At 66.7% G+C, this 20,430-nt stretch carries 17 protein-coding genes; 12 read left to right on the forward strand and 5 right to left on the reverse strand.

The genetic code is table 11. The features are described from left to right. Positions 1 to 33: 33 nt before the first annotated feature. The 3 genes from PK98_RS07670 to PK98_RS07680 all read left to right on the forward strand — a co-directional run bounded on the left by PK98_RS07670 (position 34) and on the right by PK98_RS07680 (position 2,960). The gene (locus PK98_RS07670; RefSeq protein WP_039095490.1) at positions 34 to 1,551 is read left to right on the forward strand and encodes a CpaF family protein; all 1,518 of its coding nucleotides are present in this window, start codon (positions 34 to 36) and stop codon (positions 1,549 to 1,551) included. Between the two features lie 120 nt (positions 1,552 to 1,671). After that, positions 1,672 to 2,199, forward strand: coding sequence for a sterol desaturase family protein (locus PK98_RS07675; protein WP_039095491.1), 528 nt, complete (start codon positions 1,672 to 1,674; stop codon positions 2,197 to 2,199). Next, positions 2,196 to 2,960: a fatty acid desaturase gene (locus PK98_RS07680; RefSeq protein WP_235425427.1), complete on the forward strand. Its 765-nt coding sequence runs from the start codon at positions 2,196 to 2,198 to the stop codon at positions 2,958 to 2,960. The genes PK98_RS07675 and PK98_RS07680 overlap by 4 nt, the downstream gene beginning before the upstream one ends. Here PK98_RS07680 and map read toward each other — a convergent pair. Further along, the gene (map, locus tag PK98_RS07685; RefSeq protein WP_039095496.1) at positions 2,957 to 3,727 is read right to left on the reverse strand and encodes a type I methionyl aminopeptidase; all 771 of its coding nucleotides are present in this window, start codon (positions 3,725 to 3,727) and stop codon (positions 2,957 to 2,959) included. The genes PK98_RS07680 and map overlap by 4 nt on opposite strands. Before the next feature lies 1 nt (position 3,728). Further along, positions 3,729 to 3,932, reverse strand: a complete 204-nt coding sequence (locus PK98_RS07690; protein ID WP_039095498.1) for a ParD-like family protein — start codon at positions 3,930 to 3,932, stop codon at positions 3,729 to 3,731. Between the two features lie 292 nt (positions 3,933 to 4,224). Between PK98_RS07690 and mdh the strand changes: the two genes are divergently transcribed. From mdh to PK98_RS07720, 6 genes are all read left to right on the forward strand, one after another. Further along, positions 4,225 to 5,187 (forward strand): malate dehydrogenase, encoded by a 963-nt coding sequence (gene mdh / locus PK98_RS07695; protein WP_039095500.1) that lies wholly within the window; start codon positions 4,225 to 4,227, stop codon positions 5,185 to 5,187. Between the two features lie 11 nt (positions 5,188 to 5,198). Beyond that, the gene (gene sucD / locus PK98_RS07700) at positions 5,199 to 6,089 is read left to right on the forward strand and encodes a succinate--CoA ligase subunit alpha (RefSeq protein WP_039095501.1); all 891 of its coding nucleotides are present in this window, start codon (positions 5,199 to 5,201) and stop codon (positions 6,087 to 6,089) included. An 86-nt stretch (positions 6,090 to 6,175) separates the two neighbouring features. After that, the gene (locus PK98_RS07705; RefSeq protein ID WP_039095503.1) at positions 6,176 to 8,995 is read left to right on the forward strand and encodes a 2-oxoglutarate dehydrogenase E1 component; all 2,820 of its coding nucleotides are present in this window, start codon (positions 6,176 to 6,178) and stop codon (positions 8,993 to 8,995) included. A 15-nt stretch (positions 8,996 to 9,010) separates the two neighbouring features. Then, the gene (odhB, locus tag PK98_RS07710) at positions 9,011 to 10,258 is read left to right on the forward strand and encodes a 2-oxoglutarate dehydrogenase complex dihydrolipoyllysine-residue succinyltransferase (RefSeq protein WP_039095505.1); all 1,248 of its coding nucleotides are present in this window, start codon (positions 9,011 to 9,013) and stop codon (positions 10,256 to 10,258) included. A gap of 94 nt (positions 10,259 to 10,352) precedes the next feature. Continuing rightward, positions 10,353 to 11,756, forward strand: coding sequence for a dihydrolipoyl dehydrogenase (gene lpdA, locus PK98_RS07715; protein ID WP_039095507.1), 1,404 nt, complete (start codon positions 10,353 to 10,355; stop codon positions 11,754 to 11,756). A 91-nt stretch (positions 11,757 to 11,847) separates the two neighbouring features. Further along, positions 11,848 to 12,474, forward strand: a complete 627-nt coding sequence (locus PK98_RS07720; RefSeq protein ID WP_039095510.1) for a trimeric intracellular cation channel family protein — start codon at positions 11,848 to 11,850, stop codon at positions 12,472 to 12,474. Here the strand turns inward: PK98_RS07720 and PK98_RS15955 are convergent. Both PK98_RS15955 and PK98_RS07730 read right to left on the reverse strand, forming a co-directional pair. Continuing rightward, positions 12,459 to 13,076, reverse strand: a complete 618-nt coding sequence (locus tag PK98_RS15955) for a hypothetical protein (protein WP_052208190.1) — start codon at positions 13,074 to 13,076, stop codon at positions 12,459 to 12,461. The two genes, PK98_RS07720 and PK98_RS15955, sit on opposite strands and share 16 nt — an antisense overlap. Before the next feature lie 83 nt (positions 13,077 to 13,159). Then, positions 13,160 to 13,699, reverse strand: a complete 540-nt coding sequence (locus tag PK98_RS07730) for a hypothetical protein (protein ID WP_039095512.1) — start codon at positions 13,697 to 13,699, stop codon at positions 13,160 to 13,162. Between the two features lie 189 nt (positions 13,700 to 13,888). Here PK98_RS07730 and PK98_RS07735 point away from each other — a divergent pair, with 189 nt between their 5' ends. Together PK98_RS07735 and PK98_RS07740 are read left to right on the forward strand one after the other, a co-directional pair. Then, entirely contained in the window at positions 13,889 to 16,630 is a 2,742-nt protein-coding gene (locus tag PK98_RS07735; protein ID WP_052208192.1) for an ATP-dependent DNA helicase, read from the forward strand. 6 nt (positions 16,631 to 16,636) lie between these two features. Continuing rightward, the gene (locus PK98_RS07740; RefSeq protein WP_039095514.1) at positions 16,637 to 17,188 is read left to right on the forward strand and encodes a SixA phosphatase family protein; all 552 of its coding nucleotides are present in this window, start codon (positions 16,637 to 16,639) and stop codon (positions 17,186 to 17,188) included. Between the two features lie 7 nt (positions 17,189 to 17,195). On the opposite strand, the gene PK98_RS07745 is transcribed toward PK98_RS07740, so the two are convergent. Then, positions 17,196 to 17,657 carry a DUF2721 domain-containing protein gene (locus tag PK98_RS07745; RefSeq protein WP_039096441.1) on the reverse strand — a complete coding sequence of 154 codons (462 nt, stop codon included), beginning with the start codon at positions 17,655 to 17,657 and terminating at the stop codon, positions 17,196 to 17,198. A gap of 179 nt (positions 17,658 to 17,836) precedes the next feature. Between PK98_RS07745 and PK98_RS07750 the strand changes: the two genes are divergently transcribed. Beyond that, positions 17,837 to 20,428, forward strand: coding sequence for an HWE histidine kinase domain-containing protein (locus PK98_RS07750; RefSeq protein ID WP_039095517.1), 2,592 nt, complete (start codon positions 17,837 to 17,839; stop codon positions 20,426 to 20,428). Positions 20,429 to 20,430 lie beyond the last annotated feature (2 nt).

A 20,430-nucleotide genomic window follows, 5' to 3' on the forward strand; every position in this document is an offset into this window, starting at 1 on the left:
AACGCAAGCTTTGCCGCCTAACCATCCCTGGTCATGAGCGCTTTCGGACAAAGAACCACCGCCGCCCGCCCCCAGTTCGGTGTGGCGCAGCCGATGCAAGGCACCGGCCTGTCCTTCAGCCCGCCTCCGCCAGCCCAGCCCGACATACCGGCCGGCCTGGAGCCCGGCGCCGCGGGTGCGCTGGCGGCCGGACCGGCGACGCCCGGCGGCAGCAAGGCCGATGCGATGAGCCGGCTGGAGGATCGCGCCCGCGCGCTGACCAGTACCGGCGCGGACGACAGCGGCGGGTTCGAGGCCAGCATCCATCGCATCAAGGAGCAGGTCCTGCCCCGCCTGCTGGAGCGGGTCGACCCGGAAGCGGCGGCGACGCTGAGCAAGGACGAGCTGGCGGAGGAGTTCCGCCCGATCATCATGGAGGTGCTGACCGAGCTGAAGATCACGCTGAACCGGCGCGAACAGTTCGCGCTGGAAAAGGTGCTGATCGACGAGTTGCTCGGCTTCGGCCCGCTGGAGGAGCTGCTGGGCGATCCGGACGTGACCGACATCATGGTGAACGGTCCGGACCAGACCTATATCGAGAAGAAGGGGAAGCTGCAGATCGCGCCCATTCGCTTCCGCGACGAGACGCATCTGTTCCAGATCGCCCAGCGGATCGTCAACCAGGTCGGCCGGCGGGTGGACCAGACCACGCCGCTGGCCGATGCCCGGCTGAAGGACGGCAGCCGCGTCAACGTGATCGTGCCGCCGCTCAGCCTGCGCGGAACGGCGATCTCCATCCGCAAGTTTTCCGAAAAGCCCATCACGCTGGACATGCTGAAGAACTTCGGTTCGATGGATCAGGCGATGTGCACCGCGCTGAAGATCGCAGGGGCGAGCCGGATGAACATCGTCATCTCCGGAGGCACCGGCTCCGGCAAGACCACCATGCTGAATGCCATGTCCAAGATGATCGATCCGGGCGAACGCGTGCTGACGATCGAGGATGCGGCCGAGCTGCGCCTGCAGCAGCCGCACTGGCTGCCGCTGGAAACACGCCCGCCCAACCTGGAAGGTCAGGGCGCGATCACGATCGGCGATCTGGTCAAGAATGCGCTGCGCATGCGGCCGGACCGGATCATCCTGGGCGAGATCCGCGGCGCGGAGGCGTTCGACCTGCTCGCCGCGATGAACACCGGTCATGACGGATCGATGTGCACGCTCCACGCCAACAGCCCGCGCGAGGCGCTGGGGCGCATGGAGAACATGATCCTGATGGGGGATATCAAGATCCCGAAGGAGGCGATCAGCCGGCAGATCGCCGAAAGCGTGGACCTGATCGTGCAGGTCAAGCGACTGCGCGACGGCAGCCGCCGCACGACCAACATCACCGAGGTGATCGGCATGGAGGGCGATGTGATCGTCACGCAGGAGCTGTTCAACTTCGAATATCTGGACGAAGGCGAAGACGGGAAGATCCTGGGCGAGTTCCGTTCCAGCGGTCTGCGGCCTTACACGCTGGAGAAGGCGCGGCAGTTCGGGTTCGACCAGGCCTATCTGGAAGCGTGCCTCTAGGGCGAAGCTGCCGGGAGTCTGCCGACATCTCGCTCTCGCATCCCCGACCCGTTGCGCATATATAGGATGGATGCTGCGCCCGATCCCCGCTTCCGCTGCCAACCGTGATGGCCGTTGCCGATGACGTGGCTGGAAAGGATCGCCGTTGTCGTCTTCATGGTCCTGTTCATGGAGTGCTTCGCCTGGGCGGCGCATCGCTACATCATGCATGGCTGGGGCTGGGGCTGGCACAAGTCGCATCACGAGGCGCATGAGGGCTGGTTCGAGAAGAACGACCTGTATGCCGCCGTCTTCGCCATCGTGCCGATCGTGCTGTTCGTCGTCGGCCTATGGTGGGAGCCGCTGTGGTGGGCGGCACTGGGCATCACGATCTACGGGCTGATCTACACCTTCGTGCATGACATGCTGGTACATCAGCGCGGCGGGTTCCGGTGGGTGCCCAAGCGCGGCTACTTCAAGCGGCTCCTGCAGGCGCACCGGCTGCATCATGCGGTCGAGGGGAAGGATGGCACGGTCAGCCACGGCTTCCTGTTCGCGCGCAAGCCGGCGGTGCTGAAGGCGCAGCTGCGCGCCCACGCGGAACAGCAGCACAAGCGGGCGCCTCAGGCCAGGAACCCTGCCAAGACCCCGGCAGCGGCGGACCAGTGATAGCGACTGCCCCCGCCAGGGTTGATGCCACACGCGGGCAGGCGGTGGTCGGCGTGTCATTGGCGGCCGCGATCATTGCCGCTTGGCTGGCGATCCACGTCACCGGCATCTTCTTCTGGCACTGGAGCCTGTCCGCCGTCCCGCTCGCCGCACTGATGGTGCTGGTGCAGACCTGGCTCAGCACCGGGCTGTTCATCATCGCCCATGATGCCATGCACGGGGCGCTTGCCCCCGGGCACCCGCGTCTGAACCGCGCGATCGGTACCGCCTCGCTGGCGCTGTATGCCTGCCTGTCCTACGCCGCACTGCTTCCGCGGCACCATCTGCATCATCGGCATACGGGCCGGGACGGCGATCCCGATTTCCATGGCGGCAATCCCAGCCTGTTCGGGTGGTTCGGGCAGTTCTTCCGCAACTATTACTCGCACGGGCAGATCGTGCGGATCACGCTGGTGGCGCTGGTCTACACCCTGCTGCTCGGCGCGCCGCTCGGCAACATCGTCATCTTCTGGGCGGTGCCGGCATTGGGGGCGGTGGCGCAATTGTTCGTGTTCGGCACCTGGTTGCCGCATCGGGAACGGGACGAACCGTTTGCCGATGACCATCGCGCGCACAGCATCAGGATCGCTCCGGTGCTGTCGCTGCTGACCTGCTTCCATTTCGGCGGCTATCACCACGAACACCACCTTTCGCCGGGAACGCCGTGGTGGGGGCTGCCCGCCCGTCGGCGCGCCGATGCGGCGACTTCGCGGGAGCGCTAGGTCCGCAGCGGCGTCTCGTCCGCGCGCAGCGTCAGCACTTCGACGCCGTTACCCGTCACGGCGACCGTGTGTTCGAACTGGGCGGAAAGCTTCCCATCCCTGGTGACCACGGTCCAGCCGTCGTCCCGCGTGACAACCTGGCGACTGCCCTGGTTGAGCATCGGCTCCACCGTGAACACCATCCCTTCCCGGAGGCGGACGCCCGAGCCGGGGCGGCCGAAGTTCATCACCTGCGGCTCCTCGTGCATCTCGCGCCCGATGCCATGCCCGCAGAACTCGCGCACGACCGAGTAGCCGTGCTTCCTGGCATGCCGCTCGATCGCGTGACCGACATCGCCGATATGCGCGTCCGGGCGCACCTGCCGGATACCTTGCCACATCGCCTCCTGCGCCACCCGCACCAGCCGCCTGGTAGCAGGGGGAACATCGCCGACGAGGTAGGTCTTGCTCGAATCCGCGATGAACCCGTTCTTCTCGAGCGTGATGTCGAGGTTGATGATGTCGCCGTCTCGCACGACCTCGCCTGCATCCGGCACGCCATGGCACACGACTTGATTTATCGAACTGTTGAGCACGAACTTGAAGCCGTACTGCCCCTTGCTCGCCGGGCGGGCGGCGAGATCGGTGGTGATGTAATGGTCGACCAGATCGTTGATCTGCAAGGTCGACATTCCTGCCAGATCCTGCCGATCGAGCATCTCGAACACGGAAGCCAGCAGCTTGCCGGAGATGCGCATCAGGGCCACTTCGTCCGGGGTCTTGACCATGTCAGGCGGCAGCCTGGACGAGCGACACCCTGGCTGCCGCCAGTTGCGCCTTGACGATCTCGTTGAACGGCATTGTCGGGTTCGCTTCTGCCAGCATGCCGATTTTGAGCCAGAACTCGGCCTGCGCGTTGATGGACCGGCACATCACCGCGCTGGCCTTGCGCACCTCCGCATGCAGCGCATCATCGATCTTCACGATCCCCACCGCTGAACCTCCCTGTTGAACAACATACGGTTCGTATATGTTCCATATTCCAGCTGGTCAAATCGGCACCGGCACAATTCGATCCGCCGCCTAACAAACTCACCTGATCGCTCGCCTGTCGCTCTTGCGAACTGTTATCAGCTTCGTTTATAGCAACACCGTTTAGCCGGTTGCAAAGAGCGGTCTGCGGGCCTACGGCATCCGCCACACCGGTGCCGGCCCGTCTGCGGGATGCAGGGCGGCATCAGGAAGAGCCGAATGCGCCCGCGCTGAAGAGGATACGGCAAAGACCATGGCCCGCAAGAAGATCGCCCTTATCGGCGCCGGCATGATCGGTGGCACACTGGCACACCTCGCCGCCAAGAAGGAAATGGGCGACATCGTCCTGTTCGACATTGCCGAAGGCATGCCGCAGGGCAAGGCGCTGGACCTGTCGCAGTGCGGCCCGGTCGAAGGCTTCGACGCCAGGATCACCGGCACCAACGACTATGCCGACATCGCCGGGTCGGACGTAATCATCGTCACCGCCGGCGTGCCGCGCAAGCCGGGCATGAGCCGTGATGACCTGCTGGGCATCAACCTGAAGGTCATGAAGGCGGTCGGCGAAGGCATCAAGGCGCATGCGCCGGATGCGTTCGTGATCTGCATCACCAACCCGCTGGACGCGATGGTGTGGGCGTTGCGCGAATATTCGGGCCTGCCGCACAACAAGGTCGTCGGCATGGCCGGCGTGCTGGACTCCGCCCGCTTCGCCACCTTCCTGGCGTGGGAATTCGGCGTGTCGGTCAAGGACGTGAACGCCTTCGTGCTCGGCGGTCATGGCGATACCATGGTGCCGGTCACCTCCTACACCACCATCTCCGGCGTGCCGGTCGATGACCTGGTTGCTATGGGCAAGTCCAGCAAGGAAGCCATCGACGCCATCGTGCAGCGCACCCGCGCCGGCGGCGGCGAGATCGTCGGCCTGCTGAAGACCGGCAGCGCCTATTACGCGCCGGCCACCAGTGCCATCGCCATGGCGGAAGCCTATCTGGGCGACCAGAAGCGCATTCTGCCCTGCGCGGTCTATGTCGACGGCCAGTACGGCCTGGACGGCCTGTATGTCGGCGTGCCGGCGGTGCTCGGCGCCAACGGCGTGGAGGAAGTGATCGAGATCGCGCTGGAAGGCGAGACGAAGGACAATTTCCAGGTCAGCGTCGATGCGGTCAAGGAACTGCTGGTTGCCTGCAAGGGCATCGACGGCGAGCTGGGCTGAAAGGACGCAACATGAGCATTCTCGTCGACAAGAACACCAAGGTCATCACGCAGGGGATGACCGGTGCCACCGGCACCTTCCACACCGAGCAGGCGCTGGCCTACGGCACGCAGATGGTCGGTGGCGTGACACCCGGCAAGGGCGGCACCACGCATATCGGTCTGCCCGTCTATGACACCGTGGCAGAGGCCAAGGCCGCGACCGGCGCGACCGCCAGCTGCATCTACGTGCCGCCGCCATTCGCTGCCGACTCGATCCTCGAGGCGATCGATGCCGAGGTCGAGCTGATCGTGTGCATCACCGAAGGTGTTCCGGTGCTGGACATGGTGCGCGTCAAGCGTGCGCTCAGCGGCAGCAAGAGCCGTCTGATCGGCCCGAACTGCCCCGGCGTCCTGACGCCGGAAGAGTGCAAGATCGGCATCATGCCGGGCTCCATCTTCTCCAAGGGTTCGGTCGGCGTCGTCAGCCGCTCGGGCACCCTGACCTACGAAGCCGTGTTCCAGACCACGAATGCGGGTCTCGGCCAGACCACCGCAGTCGGCATCGGCGGCGATCCGGTCAACGGCACCAACTTCATCGATGTGCTGGAGCTGTTCCTGGCCGATGACGCGACCAAGTCGATCATCATGATCGGCGAGATCGGCGGCTCGGCGGAAGAGGAAGCTGCGCACTTCCTGAAGGACGAGGCGAAGCGCGGCCGGTCGAAGCCGATGGTCGGCTTCATCGCCGGCCGCACCGCCCCTCCGGGCCGGCGCATGGGCCATGCGGGCGCGATCGTCTCCGGCGGCCAGGGCGGCGCGGAAGACAAGATCGCGGCGATGGAAGAGGCCGGCGTGCGCGTCGCCAACTCCCCGTCCGAACTCGGCAGCACGCTTGACGCGCTGCTGAAGGAACGGGTGTGATCGCTTGAATACCGGCGCCCCGCAATCCGGGGCGCCGCACTGCCCGCCACAGCGAACCGCGGGAACACGCAGGTCTGGAACCGACAATGGGTAACGAAGCGCAAACCTTTCTCCCCGAGCTGACCGATCAGGAAGGGCCGCAGCCCGGCCCCAGCTGGCGCAACGCCAACTGGCCCCTGACGGAAGGCAATGCCGGAACCGCCGCGGGCGACGACCTGGCGATGGCCATGGACCCGACGCGGATGAGCGTCGTGGTCAAGGAAGCCGCCGCCAAGGCAGGCAAGGCCCTCGACGCCAGCCAGGTGGAGCAGGCCGCGGGCGATTCGATCCGCGCCATGCTGCTGATCCGGTCCTACCGCGTGCGTGGCCATTTGGCCGCGAAGCTCGACCCGCTGGGCCTGTCGCAGCGTGAGCTGCCCGAAGATCTGACGCTGGAATGGCACGACTTCACCGGCGCGGCGCTGAACCGTGACGTCTATGTCGGCGGCAATCTTGGCCTCGACTGGGTGAAGCCGGCCAAGCTGCTGGAAGTGCTGCAGAAGAATTATTGCGGCAAGGTCGGCTTGGAATACATGCACATCGCGGATGTGGATGAGCGTCGCTTCCTGCAGGACCGCATCGAAGGACCGGACAAGGTCATCACCTTCACGCCGGAGGGCAAGCGCGCCATCCTGCAGGCGGTGATCCGCGGCGAGGGATACGAGCAGTTCCTGGCCAAGAAGTATGTCGGCACCAAGCGGTTCGGCCTGGATGGCGGCGAGAGCATGATCCCCGCGCTGGAAGCGGTGATCAAGTATGGCGGATCGCTGGGCGTGCGCGAGATCGTGTACGGCATGGCGCATCGTGGCCGGCTGAACGTGCTCGCCAACGTGATGGCCAAGCCGTACCGCGTGATCTTCCACGAGTTCTCCGGCGGCAGCGCCAATCCGGACGATGTCGGCGGATCGGGCGACGTGAAGTACCATCTCGGTACCAGCACCGACCGCGATTTCGACGGCACCTCCGTCCATATGAGCCTGGTGCCCAACCCGTCGCATCTGGAAACCGTCAATCCCGTGGTGCTGGGCAAGGTGCGCGCGCAACAGGCGCAACGCGATGACCTGACCAAGCACCAGCAGGTCCTGCCCGTGCTGATCCACGGTGATGCCGCCTTTGCCGGCCAGGGCATCGTATGGGAGTGCCTCGGCCTGTCAGGCCTGAACGGGTACGACACCGGCGGCTGCCTGCACTTCATCATCAACAACCAGATCGGCTTCACCACCAGCCCGCAATTCGCGCGCTCCAGCCCCTACCCGTCCGACGTGGCGAAGGGTGTGATGGCGCCGATCCTGCATGTGAATGGCGACGATCCGGAAGCGGTGACCTTCGCCTGCAAGCTGGCGATCGAGTACCGCCAGCAGTTCCGGCGCGACATCGTGATCGACATGTGGTGCTACCGCCGCTTCGGCCACAATGAAGGTGACGAGCCCAGCTTCACGCAGCCGCTGATGTATTCGCAGATCCGCGGGCATTCGCGGGTGAGCGAGTTGTATTCGCAGCGCCTCGCCACCGAAGGCGTGATCGAAGGGACCGATGCGGACGGGATGCGGGCGGAGTTCGAGGCCGTGCTGGCCGACGAGTTCGAGGCGGCCAAGTCCTACAAGCCGAATGAGGCGGACTGGTTCGCCGGCCGGTGGAGCGGGCTGCACAAGCCGGCCGATCCCGAGACCGCGCCGCGCAACGTGGAAACGGCAATCAGCCCCAAGCTGTTCGACAGCCTGGGCCGTACGCTCACCACGATCCCGGACGACGTTACCGTCCACAAGACGCTGTCGCGCGTGATCGATGCCCGCCGCGCCATGTTCGATGGGGGCGAAGGGTTCGACTGGGCAACCGCGGAGTCGCTCGCCTTCGGCAGCCTGGTGACGGAAGGCTTCGGCGTGCGCCTGTCAGGCCAGGATTCGGGTCGCGGCACGTTCAGCCAGCGACACGCGATCTGGGTGGATCAGCAGGACGAGCGGAAATACGTGCCGCTCTCCAGCCTGCCGCACGGCAAGTTCGAGGTCTATGACAGTCCGCTGTCCGAGTATGGCGTGCTGGGCTTCGAATATGGCTTCGCGCTGGCCGATCCCAAGACGCTGGTGCTGTGGGAGGCGCAATTCGGCGACTTCGCCAATGGTGCACAGATCATCATCGACCAGTACATCGCGTCCGGCGAGTCCAAGTGGCTGCGAGCCAACGGCTTGGTGATGCTGCTGCCGCATGGTTACGAAGGTCAGGGGCCGGAACATTCCAGCGCCCGTCTGGAGCGCTTCCTGCAGCTGTGCGCCGACGACAATCTGCAGGTGCTGAACATCACCAGCCCCGCCAACTACTTCCACGTGCTGCGTCGCCAGATGCTGCGGCCGTTCCGCAAGCCGATGGTTATCATGACGCCCAAGTCGCTGCTGCGCCATCCGATGGCCAAGAGCGCCGCGGCACACTTCCAGGGCACCAGCCACTTCCAGCGGCTGCTGTCCGACCCGACCCCGGTGGCGGACGAGAAGGTGCGCCGTCTGGTGCTGTGCAGCGGCAAGGTCGCCTACGACCTGTTCGAGGCCCGCGACAAGGAAGCGCTGCAGGATGTGTCCGTCATTCGTGTCGAACAGCTCTACCCCTTCCCGGGCGAGCCGCTGGCCGACCGCGTGGCGCGCATGCCGAACCTGCAGGAGGTGGTCTGGTGCCAGGAGGAGCCGAAGAACAACGGCGCCTGGTTCTTCGTGGAAAGCCGGATCGAGGAGGCGTTGGGCGCCGCCGGCAAGACCGGCATGCGGCCGACCTATGCCGGTCGCGACGCCTCCGCATCCCCGGCGACGGGCCTGGCCAGCCGGCACAAGGCCCAGCAGGAAGCACTCGTCTCGGCCGCGCTCGGCCTTTCGCAGAATTGATGGCAGGAAATCGACATGGCGATTGAAGTAAAGGTCCCCGTGCTTGGGGAATCGGTGGCCGAGGCGACCATTGGCGAGTGGCTGAAGAAGCCCGGCGAGGCGGTTGCTGCCGACGAGCCCATCGCCAGCCTGGAAACGGATAAGGTGGCGGTTGAGGTCCCCTCCCCTGTGGCCGGGTTCATGGGCGACTACCTGGTGCAGGTGGGCGACACCGTGGAGGTCGGCGCGGCGATCGCGACGATCAACGATCAGGGTGGCGCCTCGTCCGGCGCTGCATCCGCCCCGGCAGCCTTCGCCCCGGCACCTGCTGCTGCCCCCGCGCCCGCAACGGCGCCTGCCGCCGGCAATGGCGATGTTGCCGGTGACCAGTCGCTGTCCCCCTCCGTGCGCCGTGCGGTGCTGGAGCACGGGATCGACCCGGCCTCCGTCAAGGGCACCGGCAAGGATGGCCGCCTGACCAAGGAGGACGTCGTCGCCGCCGCGCAGGCAAAGAAGGACACGCCCGGTGCCAGCACCTCCGCCCCGGCCGTCGCTGCGGCGCCGGCCTCCTCCGGTGGTGGAGAGCGTCTCGAGGAGCGGGTCAAGATGACGCGCCTGCGCCAGACCATCGCCAAGCGGCTGAAGAGTGCGCAGGAGACGGCAGCGCTGCTGACCACGTTCAACGATGTGGACATGAGCGCGGTGATCGCCGCGCGTGAAGCCTACAAGGATGTCTTCGCCAAGAAGCACAACATCAAGCTCGGCTTCATGAGCTTCTTCGCCAAGGCCGCGTGCCTGGCGCTGAAGGACGTCCCCGCAGTCAATGCGCGGATGGAAGGCGACGAGATCATCTACCACAAGTATGTCGATCTGTCGGTGGCGGTCAGCGCCCCTAACGGGCTGGTCGTGCCGGTGGTGCGCAACGTGGAATCGATGAGCTTTGCCGAGATCGAGCAGGCGATCGCAGGCTTCGGCAAGAAGGCCAAGGAAGGCGCGCTGACCATGGCCGACATGTCGGGCGGTACCTTCACCATCTCCAATGGCGGTGTGTTCGGCTCGCTGATGTCCACCCCGATCATCAACCCGCCGCAGAGCGCCGTGCTGGGCCTGCACCGGATCGACGAGCGCCCGGTGGCCGTGAACGGTCAGGTGGTGATCCGCCCGATGATGTACATGGCGCTCAGCTACGATCACCGCATCATCGACGGGCGCGAGGCGGTGACTGCGCTGAAGATCATGAAGGACGCGATCGAGGATCCGATGCGCCTGCTGATCGACCTTTGAGACCACCTGGGCCGGCCGCTTCGAACCGAAGCTGCCGGCCTTCTGATTTGACCCGCTCGTGCCCACATCAGCGGCACGCACGGAAGGAAGACCAATGGCTGAACACGATTACGACGTCCTTGTCATCGGTGCCGGTCCCGGCGGCTACGTCGCCGCGATCCGCGCGGCGCAGCTGGGGCTGAAGACCGCCTGCGCCGAGAGCCGCGAGACCCTGGGCGGCACCTGCCTCAATGTCGGGTGCATTCCGTCCAAGGCGCTGCTGCACGGCTCGGAGCTGTTCGAGGAAGCGCATGATGGCACGCTGGCGAAGTTCGGCGTGCAGGTCGGCAGCGTCACCCTGGATCTCCCGGCCATGATGGGCGAGAAGTCGACCGCTGTCACCGAGCTGACCGGCGGCATCGAGTACCTGTTCAAGAAGAACAAGGTCACCTGGCTGAAGGGCCGGGCCAGCTTCACCGGCAACAACAGCGTCGAGGTGGCCGGGCAGACGGTCACCGCGAAGAACATCGTGATCGCCACGGGTTCCTCCGTCACCCCGCTGCCGGGCGTGGAGATCGACAATGCGGCCGGCGTGGTGGTCGATTCCACCGGCGCCATTGCATTGAAGCAGGTGCCCAAGCGCATGGTCGTGATCGGCGGCGGCGTGATCGGTCTGGAGCTGGGCAGCGTGTGGCGCCGCCTGGGCGCCGAAGTGGTCGTGGTCGAGTTCCTGGACCAGCTGCTGCCGGGCATGGATGGCGAGATCCGCAAGGAAGCTGCCAAGGTGTTCAAGAGGCAGGGCATGGAACTGCGGCTGTCGACCAAGGTCACCGGCGTGGCCGTGAACGGCGCCTCGGCAACGCTGACGCTGGAGCCTGCCGCTGGTGGCGCAGCCGAGACGCTGGACGCCGATTGCGTGCTGGTCGCCATCGGGCGCCGGCCGAACACCGACGGTCTCGCCCTCGACAGGATCGGGCTGCAGGTGAACGGCAAGGGCCAGATCGAGACCGATCATGATTTCCGCACCAAGGCGGATGGCGTCTGGGCGATCGGCGACGTGGTCCCCGGCCCGATGCTGGCGCACAAGGCGGAAGATGAAGGCATTGCCGTGGCAGAGAACATCGCCGGCCAGGTCGGCATCGTGAACCATGCCGTGATCCCCAGCGTCGTCTACACCCTGCCCGAATTCGCCGGCGTGGGCCTGTCGGAAGAGGGCGCCAAGGAAGCCGGGCACGAGATCAAGGTCGGCAAGTTCCCGATGGCTGCCAACAGCCGCGCCAAGACCAACCGTGACACCACCGGCTGGGTCAAGGTGATCGCCGACGCCACCAGCGACAAGGTGCTGGGCGTGTGGATGGTCAGCTCGCTGGCGGGCACGATGATCGCGCAGGCGGCGCAGGCCATGGAGTTCGGCGCCACGTCGGAAGACATCGCCTATACCTGCCACGCCCATCCGACCCACTCGGAAGCGATCAAGGAAGCGGCGATGGCGGTCCGGGGCAAGCCGATCCATATCTGACCCGTCGCAAGCCGGATATCGGAAGGGGGCTGTCCATCGCGGACGGCCCCCTTTTTGTTGCGCCGGCCGATGGGCGCGCTACGGCCCGGCCATGATCGTGCAGCCGTTCGCCACCCCTGCCCTGCCCCCGTTCCTGGACCTGCTGGGTATCGCGGTGTTTGCCATCAGCGGCGCGCTGGCGGCGGTGAAGATGCGGCAGACCTTCGTGACCACCTGCTTCTTTGCGCTGGTGACCGGCGTGGGCGGCGGATCGGTGCGTGACGTGCTGATCGGCCTGCGCGCCTTCTGGATCAGCGATCCCTGGGTGGCGGCCGTGGTGCTCGCCTCCGCCCTGCTGGTCTGGCTGACGCCTTCGCGCTGGTGGGAAGGAATGCTGCTGGAATGGGCGGATGCGCTGGGCCTGGCGGTGTTCTGCGTGCTGGGCACGGCCAAGGCGCTGGCCTATGGCGTCGCGCCGCTGCCCGCTGCGGTGCTGGGCGTGGTGACGGGCTGTGTCGGCGGCATGATCCGGGACGTACTGGCCGGCGTGCCGTCCATCCTGATGCGGCCTGAACTGTACGTCACCGCGGCGGCCCTGTCAGCCGGCCTGTGCGCCATCTTCACTGCGCTGGACGTGCCGCCCGCGTGGGGGTGGAGCATCGCCGCACTTGCCGGTTTTGCCCTGCGTGGTGCGGCGATGGTATGGAAGATCGAGCTGCCGACCTACCGCGCGGAATAGCTCTGCCCGGCATCCACGCCGTTGCGCGCCTGGTAGTACGTGGCATCGTCATATTGCCGGTCATCGGCGGCGGGGTTGTAGTAGCCCCCTCCAGCCGGGACGCCGCCCTCCCCGATCTCCACATCAGCGACCCGGCCGTCATTGCCGATCCGGCAGCTGAACGGCGCGCCGCTATCCACGGCGCCGGACACGAACCAGCCTTCCGCCGTACGATTGGCACTGTCCACGCCGGAGATGCGCGGCCCGGTCGCCTCGATCTCCGCAACACAGATATCGACCGCCCGGTCCAGCCCGCTGCCATCAGCCACGCCGTTATAGCCGCGGGTGTCGACGTCGGGATAGCGGACCGGCACAGGCTCGTTTTCACGGGTCTGGTTGCCGTCGAACACGCCGGCAATGGCGGCGATGGCCCCCAGCACCGCCACGCCGGCGATCACGTCGCCCGCGCCGATGCCGTTGTCCCGATGGCGCCGGTCCCAGCCACGATCATGCCAGCCGCGGTCGTTCCAGCCGCCGCGATGGTGATCACGCGCCATGACAGGCGTGGCAAGCAGCGCCAGGCTGGTGGCGGCAGTGGCAATCAGGCGGAGTGGGCGACGCATCGGTGCAATTCCATCTGTGAAGGTATGATCATGGCAGGCCGGTGCTTGCCCAAGGCTGAACCACCGGCCGCCACCTGAAGGCATCAGAGCCCGCGGATGCCGCTATAATCGATATCGACCACCCGGCCGCGTTCGATGCGGCAGGTGAACCGGCCGGAGTCCCAGCCGCGATAATTGTCGTTCCAGCCGCGGTAATCATTGCCCCACCCGCGGCCATAGCGATTGTCGCCCCGGCGCCAGTCACGATCCATCTGGTTCACCGCGATGCGGCCCCGTATGCGGTAACCATCGCGGTTGCGATCGACATCGCGGATGTCGGTCACTTCCGAACGGCCACCGTAGGAATAGCGGCTGGCAGTCCGCTCCGCCGCGTTGACGCAGCGTTCGACGGCATCACGCGGACTGTCGTAGTAGCGATCGCGATTGTTGCGCCCGGCGGAGGACGCAACCGCGGCGATGCCGCCGATGATCAGAGCACCGGCGATGATCTCGCCTGCAGAGATGCCATTGTCGTTGCGGCGATCACGATCGCCGCGCCACTGCGCCTGTGCCGGTGCGACGGTGCCCAGCGCCAATGCGCCGGCCGTGATCGACCCGACCAGAGTCTTGCCAAAGGTGTTCATGGTTACTCTCCGACTACAACTGGCGGCCTGATCGGACCGCCGACTGTGCCGGGATAGACCCGGTGCAATGATGCGGGACTGAACCTGCCTGACAAGCAACGTTCATAAATGTCTCTCTTTATCTGAACGCCAGATCGTCGGGCCCAACCCGCGTTTACTTTCCGTTCCGCCACCGCCATCTAGGTTACCATGCCCCCGCTGCCCCTGCCTGCCCTGCACGCCAGCCATGCCGGTTGCTGGCTGAGCGATCCTGCGGGTGTCGTGCGGCCGGTCGGCAAGGGCACCGCGCTGAATGCGGCGGCTGACACGCCGGTGTTGCTGCTGAATGCGCCGCTGGTTGCCAGCCGGCTGGGCTATCCCGACCTGTCGGGGCTGGACCTGCTGGAGCTGTACGCCTTCATCCATCCGGCCCGCTTCGTGGTGCCGACGCCCAAGGGGCTGGCCGAGGCCCTCGATCTACCCGTACCGGTCAGCGATGACGAGGTGCCAGCCCTGTTGCAGGCCGCCGCCGCGGCGCTGGTGCGGGTCTGCACCGATCCCGCGTGGCCGGAGCGGGAGGGCGCGTGGAGCGCGCTGCAATCGCTGACCCGGCTCCGCTGGCACTGGGCGCAGGTGTTGTCCCCGCATATTGCCCGACCCGAGAGGGCTGAACGATGGCTGTTCGCCCGTCTGCCCGAATGGCAGGAGGCACCGCCGCGAGCCCAGCCCAGACAGGTAGTGCTGGAAAGCGAGGCGGTGGAAGCGCGCCTTGCCGAGTTGACCGGTGACGGCGCGGAACGGCGGGCCGGGCAGGTCGCCTATGCCAAGGGTGCTGCCGGCGTCTTTGCTCCGCGGGAGGCACGGGGACGGCCTCACCTGCTGCTGGCGCAGGCGGGCACCGGCATCGGCAAGACCTTGGGCTATCTCGCCCCCGCCAGCCTGTGGGCGGAACAGAGCGGCGGCACCGTGTGGGTCAGCACCTATACCAAGAACTTGCAACGGCAGCTGCGGCGCGAAAGCACGCGCGCCTGGCCCCAGCAACGCGCCGATGGCAGCCGGCCTGTCGTGGTGCGGAAGGGGCGCGAGAACTATCTGTGCCTGCTGAACCTAGAAGATGCGCTGCAAGGCGGGTTTGGCGGACGGGCGGCAATCCTGGCGCATCTGGTGGCACGCTGGGCCGCCTATACGCAGGATGGCGACGTGGTCGGCGGCGATCTGCCCGGCTGGCTGGGCACGCTGTTCCGCCAGCGCGCAATCCGCAGCCTGACGGACCAGCGCGGCGAGTGCATCTATGCCGGGTGCCCGCATTATCGCAAATGCTTCATCGAACGCGCCGCCCGCGCCAGTGCGGAGGCGGATCTGGTGATCGCCAATCACGCGCTGGTGATGGTCAACGCCGCGCGCGGGCGCGATCATGCGCAGCGCCCCACCCGCATCATCTTCGACGAAGGACACCATGTGTTCGAAGCGGCGGACAGCACCTTCGCTGCAGCGCTGACCGGGCGCGAGGCGGTGGAACTGCGGCGCTGGCTGCTGGGCCCGGAGCGTAGCGGCAAAGGCCGCCGGCGTGGCCTGGCGGCGCGACTGGCGGATGTCGCCAGCTATGACGAGGCGGGCAGCGAGGCCATCGCCAATGCGGTGGAGGCGGCCGCTGCGCTACCCTCCGATGGCTGGCTGCAGCGCATCCACGAGGGTCTGCCGCTTGGCGCGGTGGAGGCGCTGCTGAGTGCGGTGCGGGCGACCACCTATGCTCGTGACGAGAGCGCGCAGGATGCCGGTTACGGGCTGGAAACCGAAGTCGCCGGGCTGGACGGCCCGGTGGTGGAACTGGCGCAGCAGGCCGGCGCGGCCCTGGCAGCGATCCGCCAGCCGCTGCTCCAGCTGGGTCAACGGCTGGAAGCGGTGCTGGAGGACGCGCCCGACTGGCTGGATGCGCAAGGCCGCGCCCGGATCGAGGGCGCGCGTCATTCGCTGAGCTGGCGGATCGACCTGCTGCTGGCGTGGGAGGCGATGCTGGCCCGGCTGGGCGGTCCGGCCGATCCCAGCTTCGTGGACTGGATGGCGGTGGAGCGGGCTGATACGCGCGAGTTCGACGTGGGCCTGCACCGGCACTGGTTGGACCCGAGCCAGCCCTTCGCCCGCGTGGTGCTGGATCAGGCGCATGGCGCGATGCTGACCAGCGCGACCCTGTGCCCCGGCGGCACCGGGGGCGAGGAGGACTGGACCGTCGCGCTGGCACGATCGGGCGCGACGCATCTGGAAGGGACGCCGCAACTGAGCGCGGCGGCCAGCCCGTATGATTATGCCAGCATGGCCGAGGTGCTGATCGTGACCGACGTGCCGCGCGGCGACCTGCCGGCGCTGGCGGGCGCTTACGGCCGGATCATAGAGGCGGCCGGTGGCGGCGTGCTGGGCCTGTTCACCGCCATCCGCCGGTTGCGGGCCGTACATGCGCGCATCGCCGACCGCCTGGCGCGCAGCGGCCTGCCGCTCTACGCGCAGCATGTCGATCCGATCGATACGGGCACGCTGGTGGACATCTTCCGCGATGATCATCGCGCCAGCCTGCTAGGCACCGATGCCCTGCGTGACGGGGTGGATGTACCCGGCCATTCATTGCGCTGCGTGGTGCTGGAACAGGTGCCCTGGCCCAAGCCGGGTATCCTGCACCGGGCACGGCGGGCGGCGCACGGCTCGGGCAGCGCATATGATGACATGCTGATCCGCGCGCGGCTGGCGCAGGCGTTCGGCCGGCTGATCCGCAGCGCCGGGGATCGCGGGCACTTCGTGGTCCTGTCCGCCGCCTTCCCCAGCCGGCTGCTGGATGCGTTCCCCGCCGGCACGCCGGTGCGGCGCGTCACGCTGGAGCAGGCTTTACAAGCGCTCGGCGCCAGTGTTTCATATACGACAGAGGCAGGCCCGACTGATCGCGCGCTGCAAGAGGAGCCTTGATCCCCCGTGAAGCTGCTGGGCCTGTTGCGCCATGCCAAGTCCGACTGGTCGGAAAGCGAACTTCGCGGCGGGGAGCAGCGTGACTTCGATCGCGGGCTGAACGGCCGCGGACGGCGCGGCGCCGCGCTGATGGGCCAGCACATCATCGACCATGGCGTAGGTTGGGACCGGCTGCTCGCCAGCCCTGCGGAACGCGTCCGCCAGACGCTGGCAGCGGCGCAATTGCCGCAGGAGCCGCAATGGCAGGACCATGCCTATCTGGCGGACGCCGACACGCTGCTGGACCTGGTGCAGACCACCGGGGCGGATGCCGCCAGCCTGCTGCTGATCGGGCATAATCCCGGCCTGCAGGACCTGCTGCTGCTGCTGCTGCGCGACCTCGACGATCCGCTGTGCCAGGAGGCGGCCGAGAAATTCCCGACCGCCACCTTTGCCGTGCTGGAGCTGGATGTGACCAGCTGGGCCGACGTGTCCCCCGGTTGCGCCCGGCTGGTCCACTTCGCCCGGCCGCGCGACCTTGATCCTGCACTAGGGCCCGAAACGTCCACGGTCGGCTAGGCGGGCGCTAGAGCTTGCGTTCCAGTTCCAGGTAGGTCGCCGGGATCTTCAGCGCGTTGGTGGCAACGCGCGTTTCCCGCAGGAAGGAGAGCAGCGCCGCCATCAACAGGGCGATAGACCCGAAGAAGAAGGCCGCGGCCGCATTCTGCAAAGAGGCGTGGAATACCTCCTCGACGAACAGCATGGCGACCGTCATGCCGATCGACAGCCCGCTCATCACCAGCAGCAGCATGGCACTGTTGATCAGGCGGATGCGCCGGTCGACGATGCGGATCTCGCGCACGACCGCGTCATGCTCCACCCCGCTGGTCCGGGCATGCGTTTCCTGCAGGAAGCGCGACCGATCAACCACGCGGGCAAGGCGGTTGGACAGGATGTTCAGGATATTGCCGATGGCCACCAGCACGAAGACCGGTGTCAGCGCCAGCTGGATGGTCTGTGCGATCACACCGTCCAGATTGAGTTCCATGTCCTGCTGCTCCACTGCTGCAAGCGGGAACTCTAGCGGTCGCCGCTGCTTTGAAGCCAGACGGAAATATATTTAATCTGAAGCCTCATCGGTTCGACCTGTGCGGCTGGCGCGGGTGGGTTTGTCGTGACAGTGTTGCTTAGCATGCCTGACTATCTGTCGGCAGGAATGTCGTAGTCATGGCTAGTCACGGATATGATCTGTCCAACTGCGACCGCGAACCAATTCACAAGCTGGGCAGTATCCAGGGCTTCGGGGCCCTGATCGCGCTCAACGCCGACTGGATCGTAGCGCATCGCTCCGCCAATCTGGCGGCAGTGCTGAGGCGTCCGACGGCTCCGGCGATCGGCGGCCGACTGGGCGAATACTTCGCGGCGCCCGCCATGCAGTTCCTGCGTACGGCCGCTGGCCAGCTTGACGAGGATACGGGCGTTGCCGGCGACGGCAAGGATGACGCGACCGATCTGGTAAGCCGCCTGTTCGGCGTGGACCTGCTGGGTGATGGCGTGCTGTTCGACCTGGCGGTGCACCGCTCGGGATCGCTGCTGATCGTGGAGCTGGAGCCGGGCGAAGGGGCGGGCGAGTTGCATCATAGCGGCGGCCTGCGATCGCTGATGCAGCGGCTCAGCCGGCACAGCGACGTGGCCGATCTGTGCGCCGAAGCTGCGCGGCAGATGAAGGTGCTGCTGGGGTTTGATCGGGTGATGGTCTACCGCTTCCACGCGGATGGCAGCGGGGAGGTGATCGCAGAGGCGCGGGAACAGCACCTGGAAGCCTTCCTGAACCTGCGTTACCCGCACACCGACATTCCGGCCCAGGCACGGGCGCTGTACCTGCGCAACCTGCTGCGTATCATCGCCGACGTCGACGCAGCCCCCGTGCCGATCGAGCCGGAACATGCCCTTGGCGGAGAAGCGGTCGACCTGTCGCTCAGCACGCTGCGTGCCGTGTCGCCGATCCATATCGAATATCTGAAGAACATGGGGGTCAGCGCCTCCCTGTCCATCTCCATCGTGGTCAAGGGTAAGCTGTGGGGCCTGTTCGCCTGCCACCATTATGCCCCGCGCACCCTGCCCTATTCGCTGCGGACCACGGCCGAACTGTTCGCCCAGCTGTTCGCGCTGCAGCTGGAGGTGGCGATCGCCAGCAGTGGCAGTCGCATGGCCGAACGCGGGCGGCAGTTGCACGACCGTCTGATGACCCGGCTGGTGGGCAGCAGCGCTCTGGTGGAGAACCTCAGCACGCTGGACAGCGTAATCGGCCAGGTCATCCCGCATGACGGCGCCAGCGCCTTTGTGGATGGGGCCTACAATGCCCGCGGCGCGGCGCCGACGGAGGCCGAGTTCCTGGCGCTGGTACCAGCGCTCAACGCGGCTGCCAGCAGCCGGATCGTCCACTCCGATGCCCTCGCCACCATGCTGCCGGCCGCAAGCGCCTTTGCCGACCGTGCCTGCGGGGCGCTGGTGATCCCGGTCAGCCGCCGCCCGCGCGACTATGTGGTATTCTGGCGGCGGGAACTGCCGCAGGTAGTCACCTGGGCCGGTCGCCCGGAGAAGGCGATGGAGCACGGCCCTCACGGGCCGCGTCTGTCCCCGCGCAAGAGCTTCGAGGCCTGGCGGCAGATGGTGGAAGGGCACAGCACGCCCTGGACAACCGAGGAGCTGGCTGTGGCCGAGCATGTGCGCGTCACGCTGCTGGAGGTGATCCTGCGCATGAGCGACGAGCAGATGCAGGAACGCGCCCGCGCCGCCGAGCAGCAGGAATTGCTGATTGCGGAGCTGAACCACCGGGTCCGCAACATCCTGACCCTGATCCGCGGCTTGGTCAGCCAGTCCCGCACCGAGGGTACCAGCATCGAACAGTTCGCCGATCTGATCGGCGGCCGGATCCGCGCACTGGCACTTGCGCATGACAATATCACGCGGGAGCACTGGTCCCCCGCATCCCTGCACGAGCTGATCGAGACGGAGGCGGAGGCCTATCTGGGCGGCAAGACCGACCGGGTCAGCGTGACCGGGCCGGACGTGCTGGTAGCTCCGGAGGCCTATACGGTGCTCGCGCTCGTGCTGCACGAGATGATGACCAATTCGGCCAAGTATGGATCACTGTGCGACAGCAGCGGCCGGCTGACGATCGATACGCGGCTGGGCGAACTGGGCGACCTGCAGATCGGCTGGCGCGAGAGCGGTGGGCCGCCCGTCCGCCCGCCGCAGCGGCGTGGCTTCGGCAGCACGATCATTGAACGTTCCATCCCCTACGAACTGCGCGGTACCGCGCGGCTGAGCCACAAGCTGACCGGGGTGGAGGCCGACTTTACCATCCCCGGCCGCTTCGTGCAGGCCGCACCGGGCCGGCCGGATACCCCGCATACACCCCGCCCGGCGGTGGCCGAGCGGAAGGGTGGCGACGGGCCCGGGCTGGTGCGCCACGTCCTGGTGGTGGAAGACAGCATGATCATCGCCATGGATGCCGAGGAGGCCCTGCTGGGGCTGGGCGTGCCGCGGGTGAGCGTAGTCAGTTCCGTTGCCGGAGCACAGGGCGTGCTGGACAGTGACATGCCCGACATGGCGCTGCTTGACTTCAACCTGGGTGCGGAGTCCAGCGAGCCGATCGCCCGCGCGCTCGATGCGATCGGCGTGCCCTACTGGTTCGTCACCGGCTATGGCGATGCCATCGCCCAGCTTGGGGAAACGGCCGCACGCGGCATCCTGCAGAAGCCATACAGCGCGACGGATCTGGCCGGTATTCTGAAACAGATGCGCGGGGGCTGACA

Source organism: Croceibacterium mercuriale, assembly GCF_000802385.1.
Taxonomy (GTDB): Bacteria; Pseudomonadota; Alphaproteobacteria; order Sphingomonadales; family Sphingomonadaceae; genus Croceibacterium; species Croceibacterium mercuriale.

Coding starts and splice junctions, on each gene's coding strand:
- PK98_RS07670 (WP_039095490.1), top strand. CDS start 34: ATGAGCGCTTTCGGACAAAGAACCACCGCCGCCCGCCCCCAGTTCGGT.
- PK98_RS07675 (WP_039095491.1), top strand. CDS start 1,672: ATGACGTGGCTGGAAAGGATCGCCGTTGTCGTCTTCATGGTCCTGTTC.
- map (WP_039095496.1), bottom strand. CDS start 3,727: ATGGTCAAGACCCCGGACGAAGTGGCCCTGATGCGCATCTCCGGCAAG.
- mdh (WP_039095500.1), top strand. CDS start 4,225: ATGGCCCGCAAGAAGATCGCCCTTATCGGCGCCGGCATGATCGGTGGC.
- sucD (WP_039095501.1), top strand. CDS start 5,199: ATGAGCATTCTCGTCGACAAGAACACCAAGGTCATCACGCAGGGGATG.
- PK98_RS07705 (WP_039095503.1), top strand. CDS start 6,176: ATGGGTAACGAAGCGCAAACCTTTCTCCCCGAGCTGACCGATCAGGAA.
- odhB (WP_039095505.1), top strand. CDS start 9,011: ATGGCGATTGAAGTAAAGGTCCCCGTGCTTGGGGAATCGGTGGCCGAG.
- lpdA (WP_039095507.1), top strand. CDS start 10,353: ATGGCTGAACACGATTACGACGTCCTTGTCATCGGTGCCGGTCCCGGC.
- PK98_RS07720 (WP_039095510.1), top strand. CDS start 11,848: ATGATCGTGCAGCCGTTCGCCACCCCTGCCCTGCCCCCGTTCCTGGAC.
- PK98_RS15955 (WP_052208190.1), bottom strand. CDS start 13,076: ATGCGTCGCCCACTCCGCCTGATTGCCACTGCCGCCACCAGCCTGGCG.
- PK98_RS07730 (WP_039095512.1), bottom strand. CDS start 13,699: ATGAACACCTTTGGCAAGACTCTGGTCGGGTCGATCACGGCCGGCGCA.
- PK98_RS07735 (WP_052208192.1), top strand. CDS start 13,889: ATGCCCCCGCTGCCCCTGCCTGCCCTGCACGCCAGCCATGCCGGTTGC.
- PK98_RS07745 (WP_039096441.1), bottom strand. CDS start 17,657: ATGGAACTCAATCTGGACGGTGTGATCGCACAGACCATCCAGCTGGCG.
- PK98_RS07750 (WP_039095517.1), top strand. CDS start 17,837: ATGGCTAGTCACGGATATGATCTGTCCAACTGCGACCGCGAACCAATT.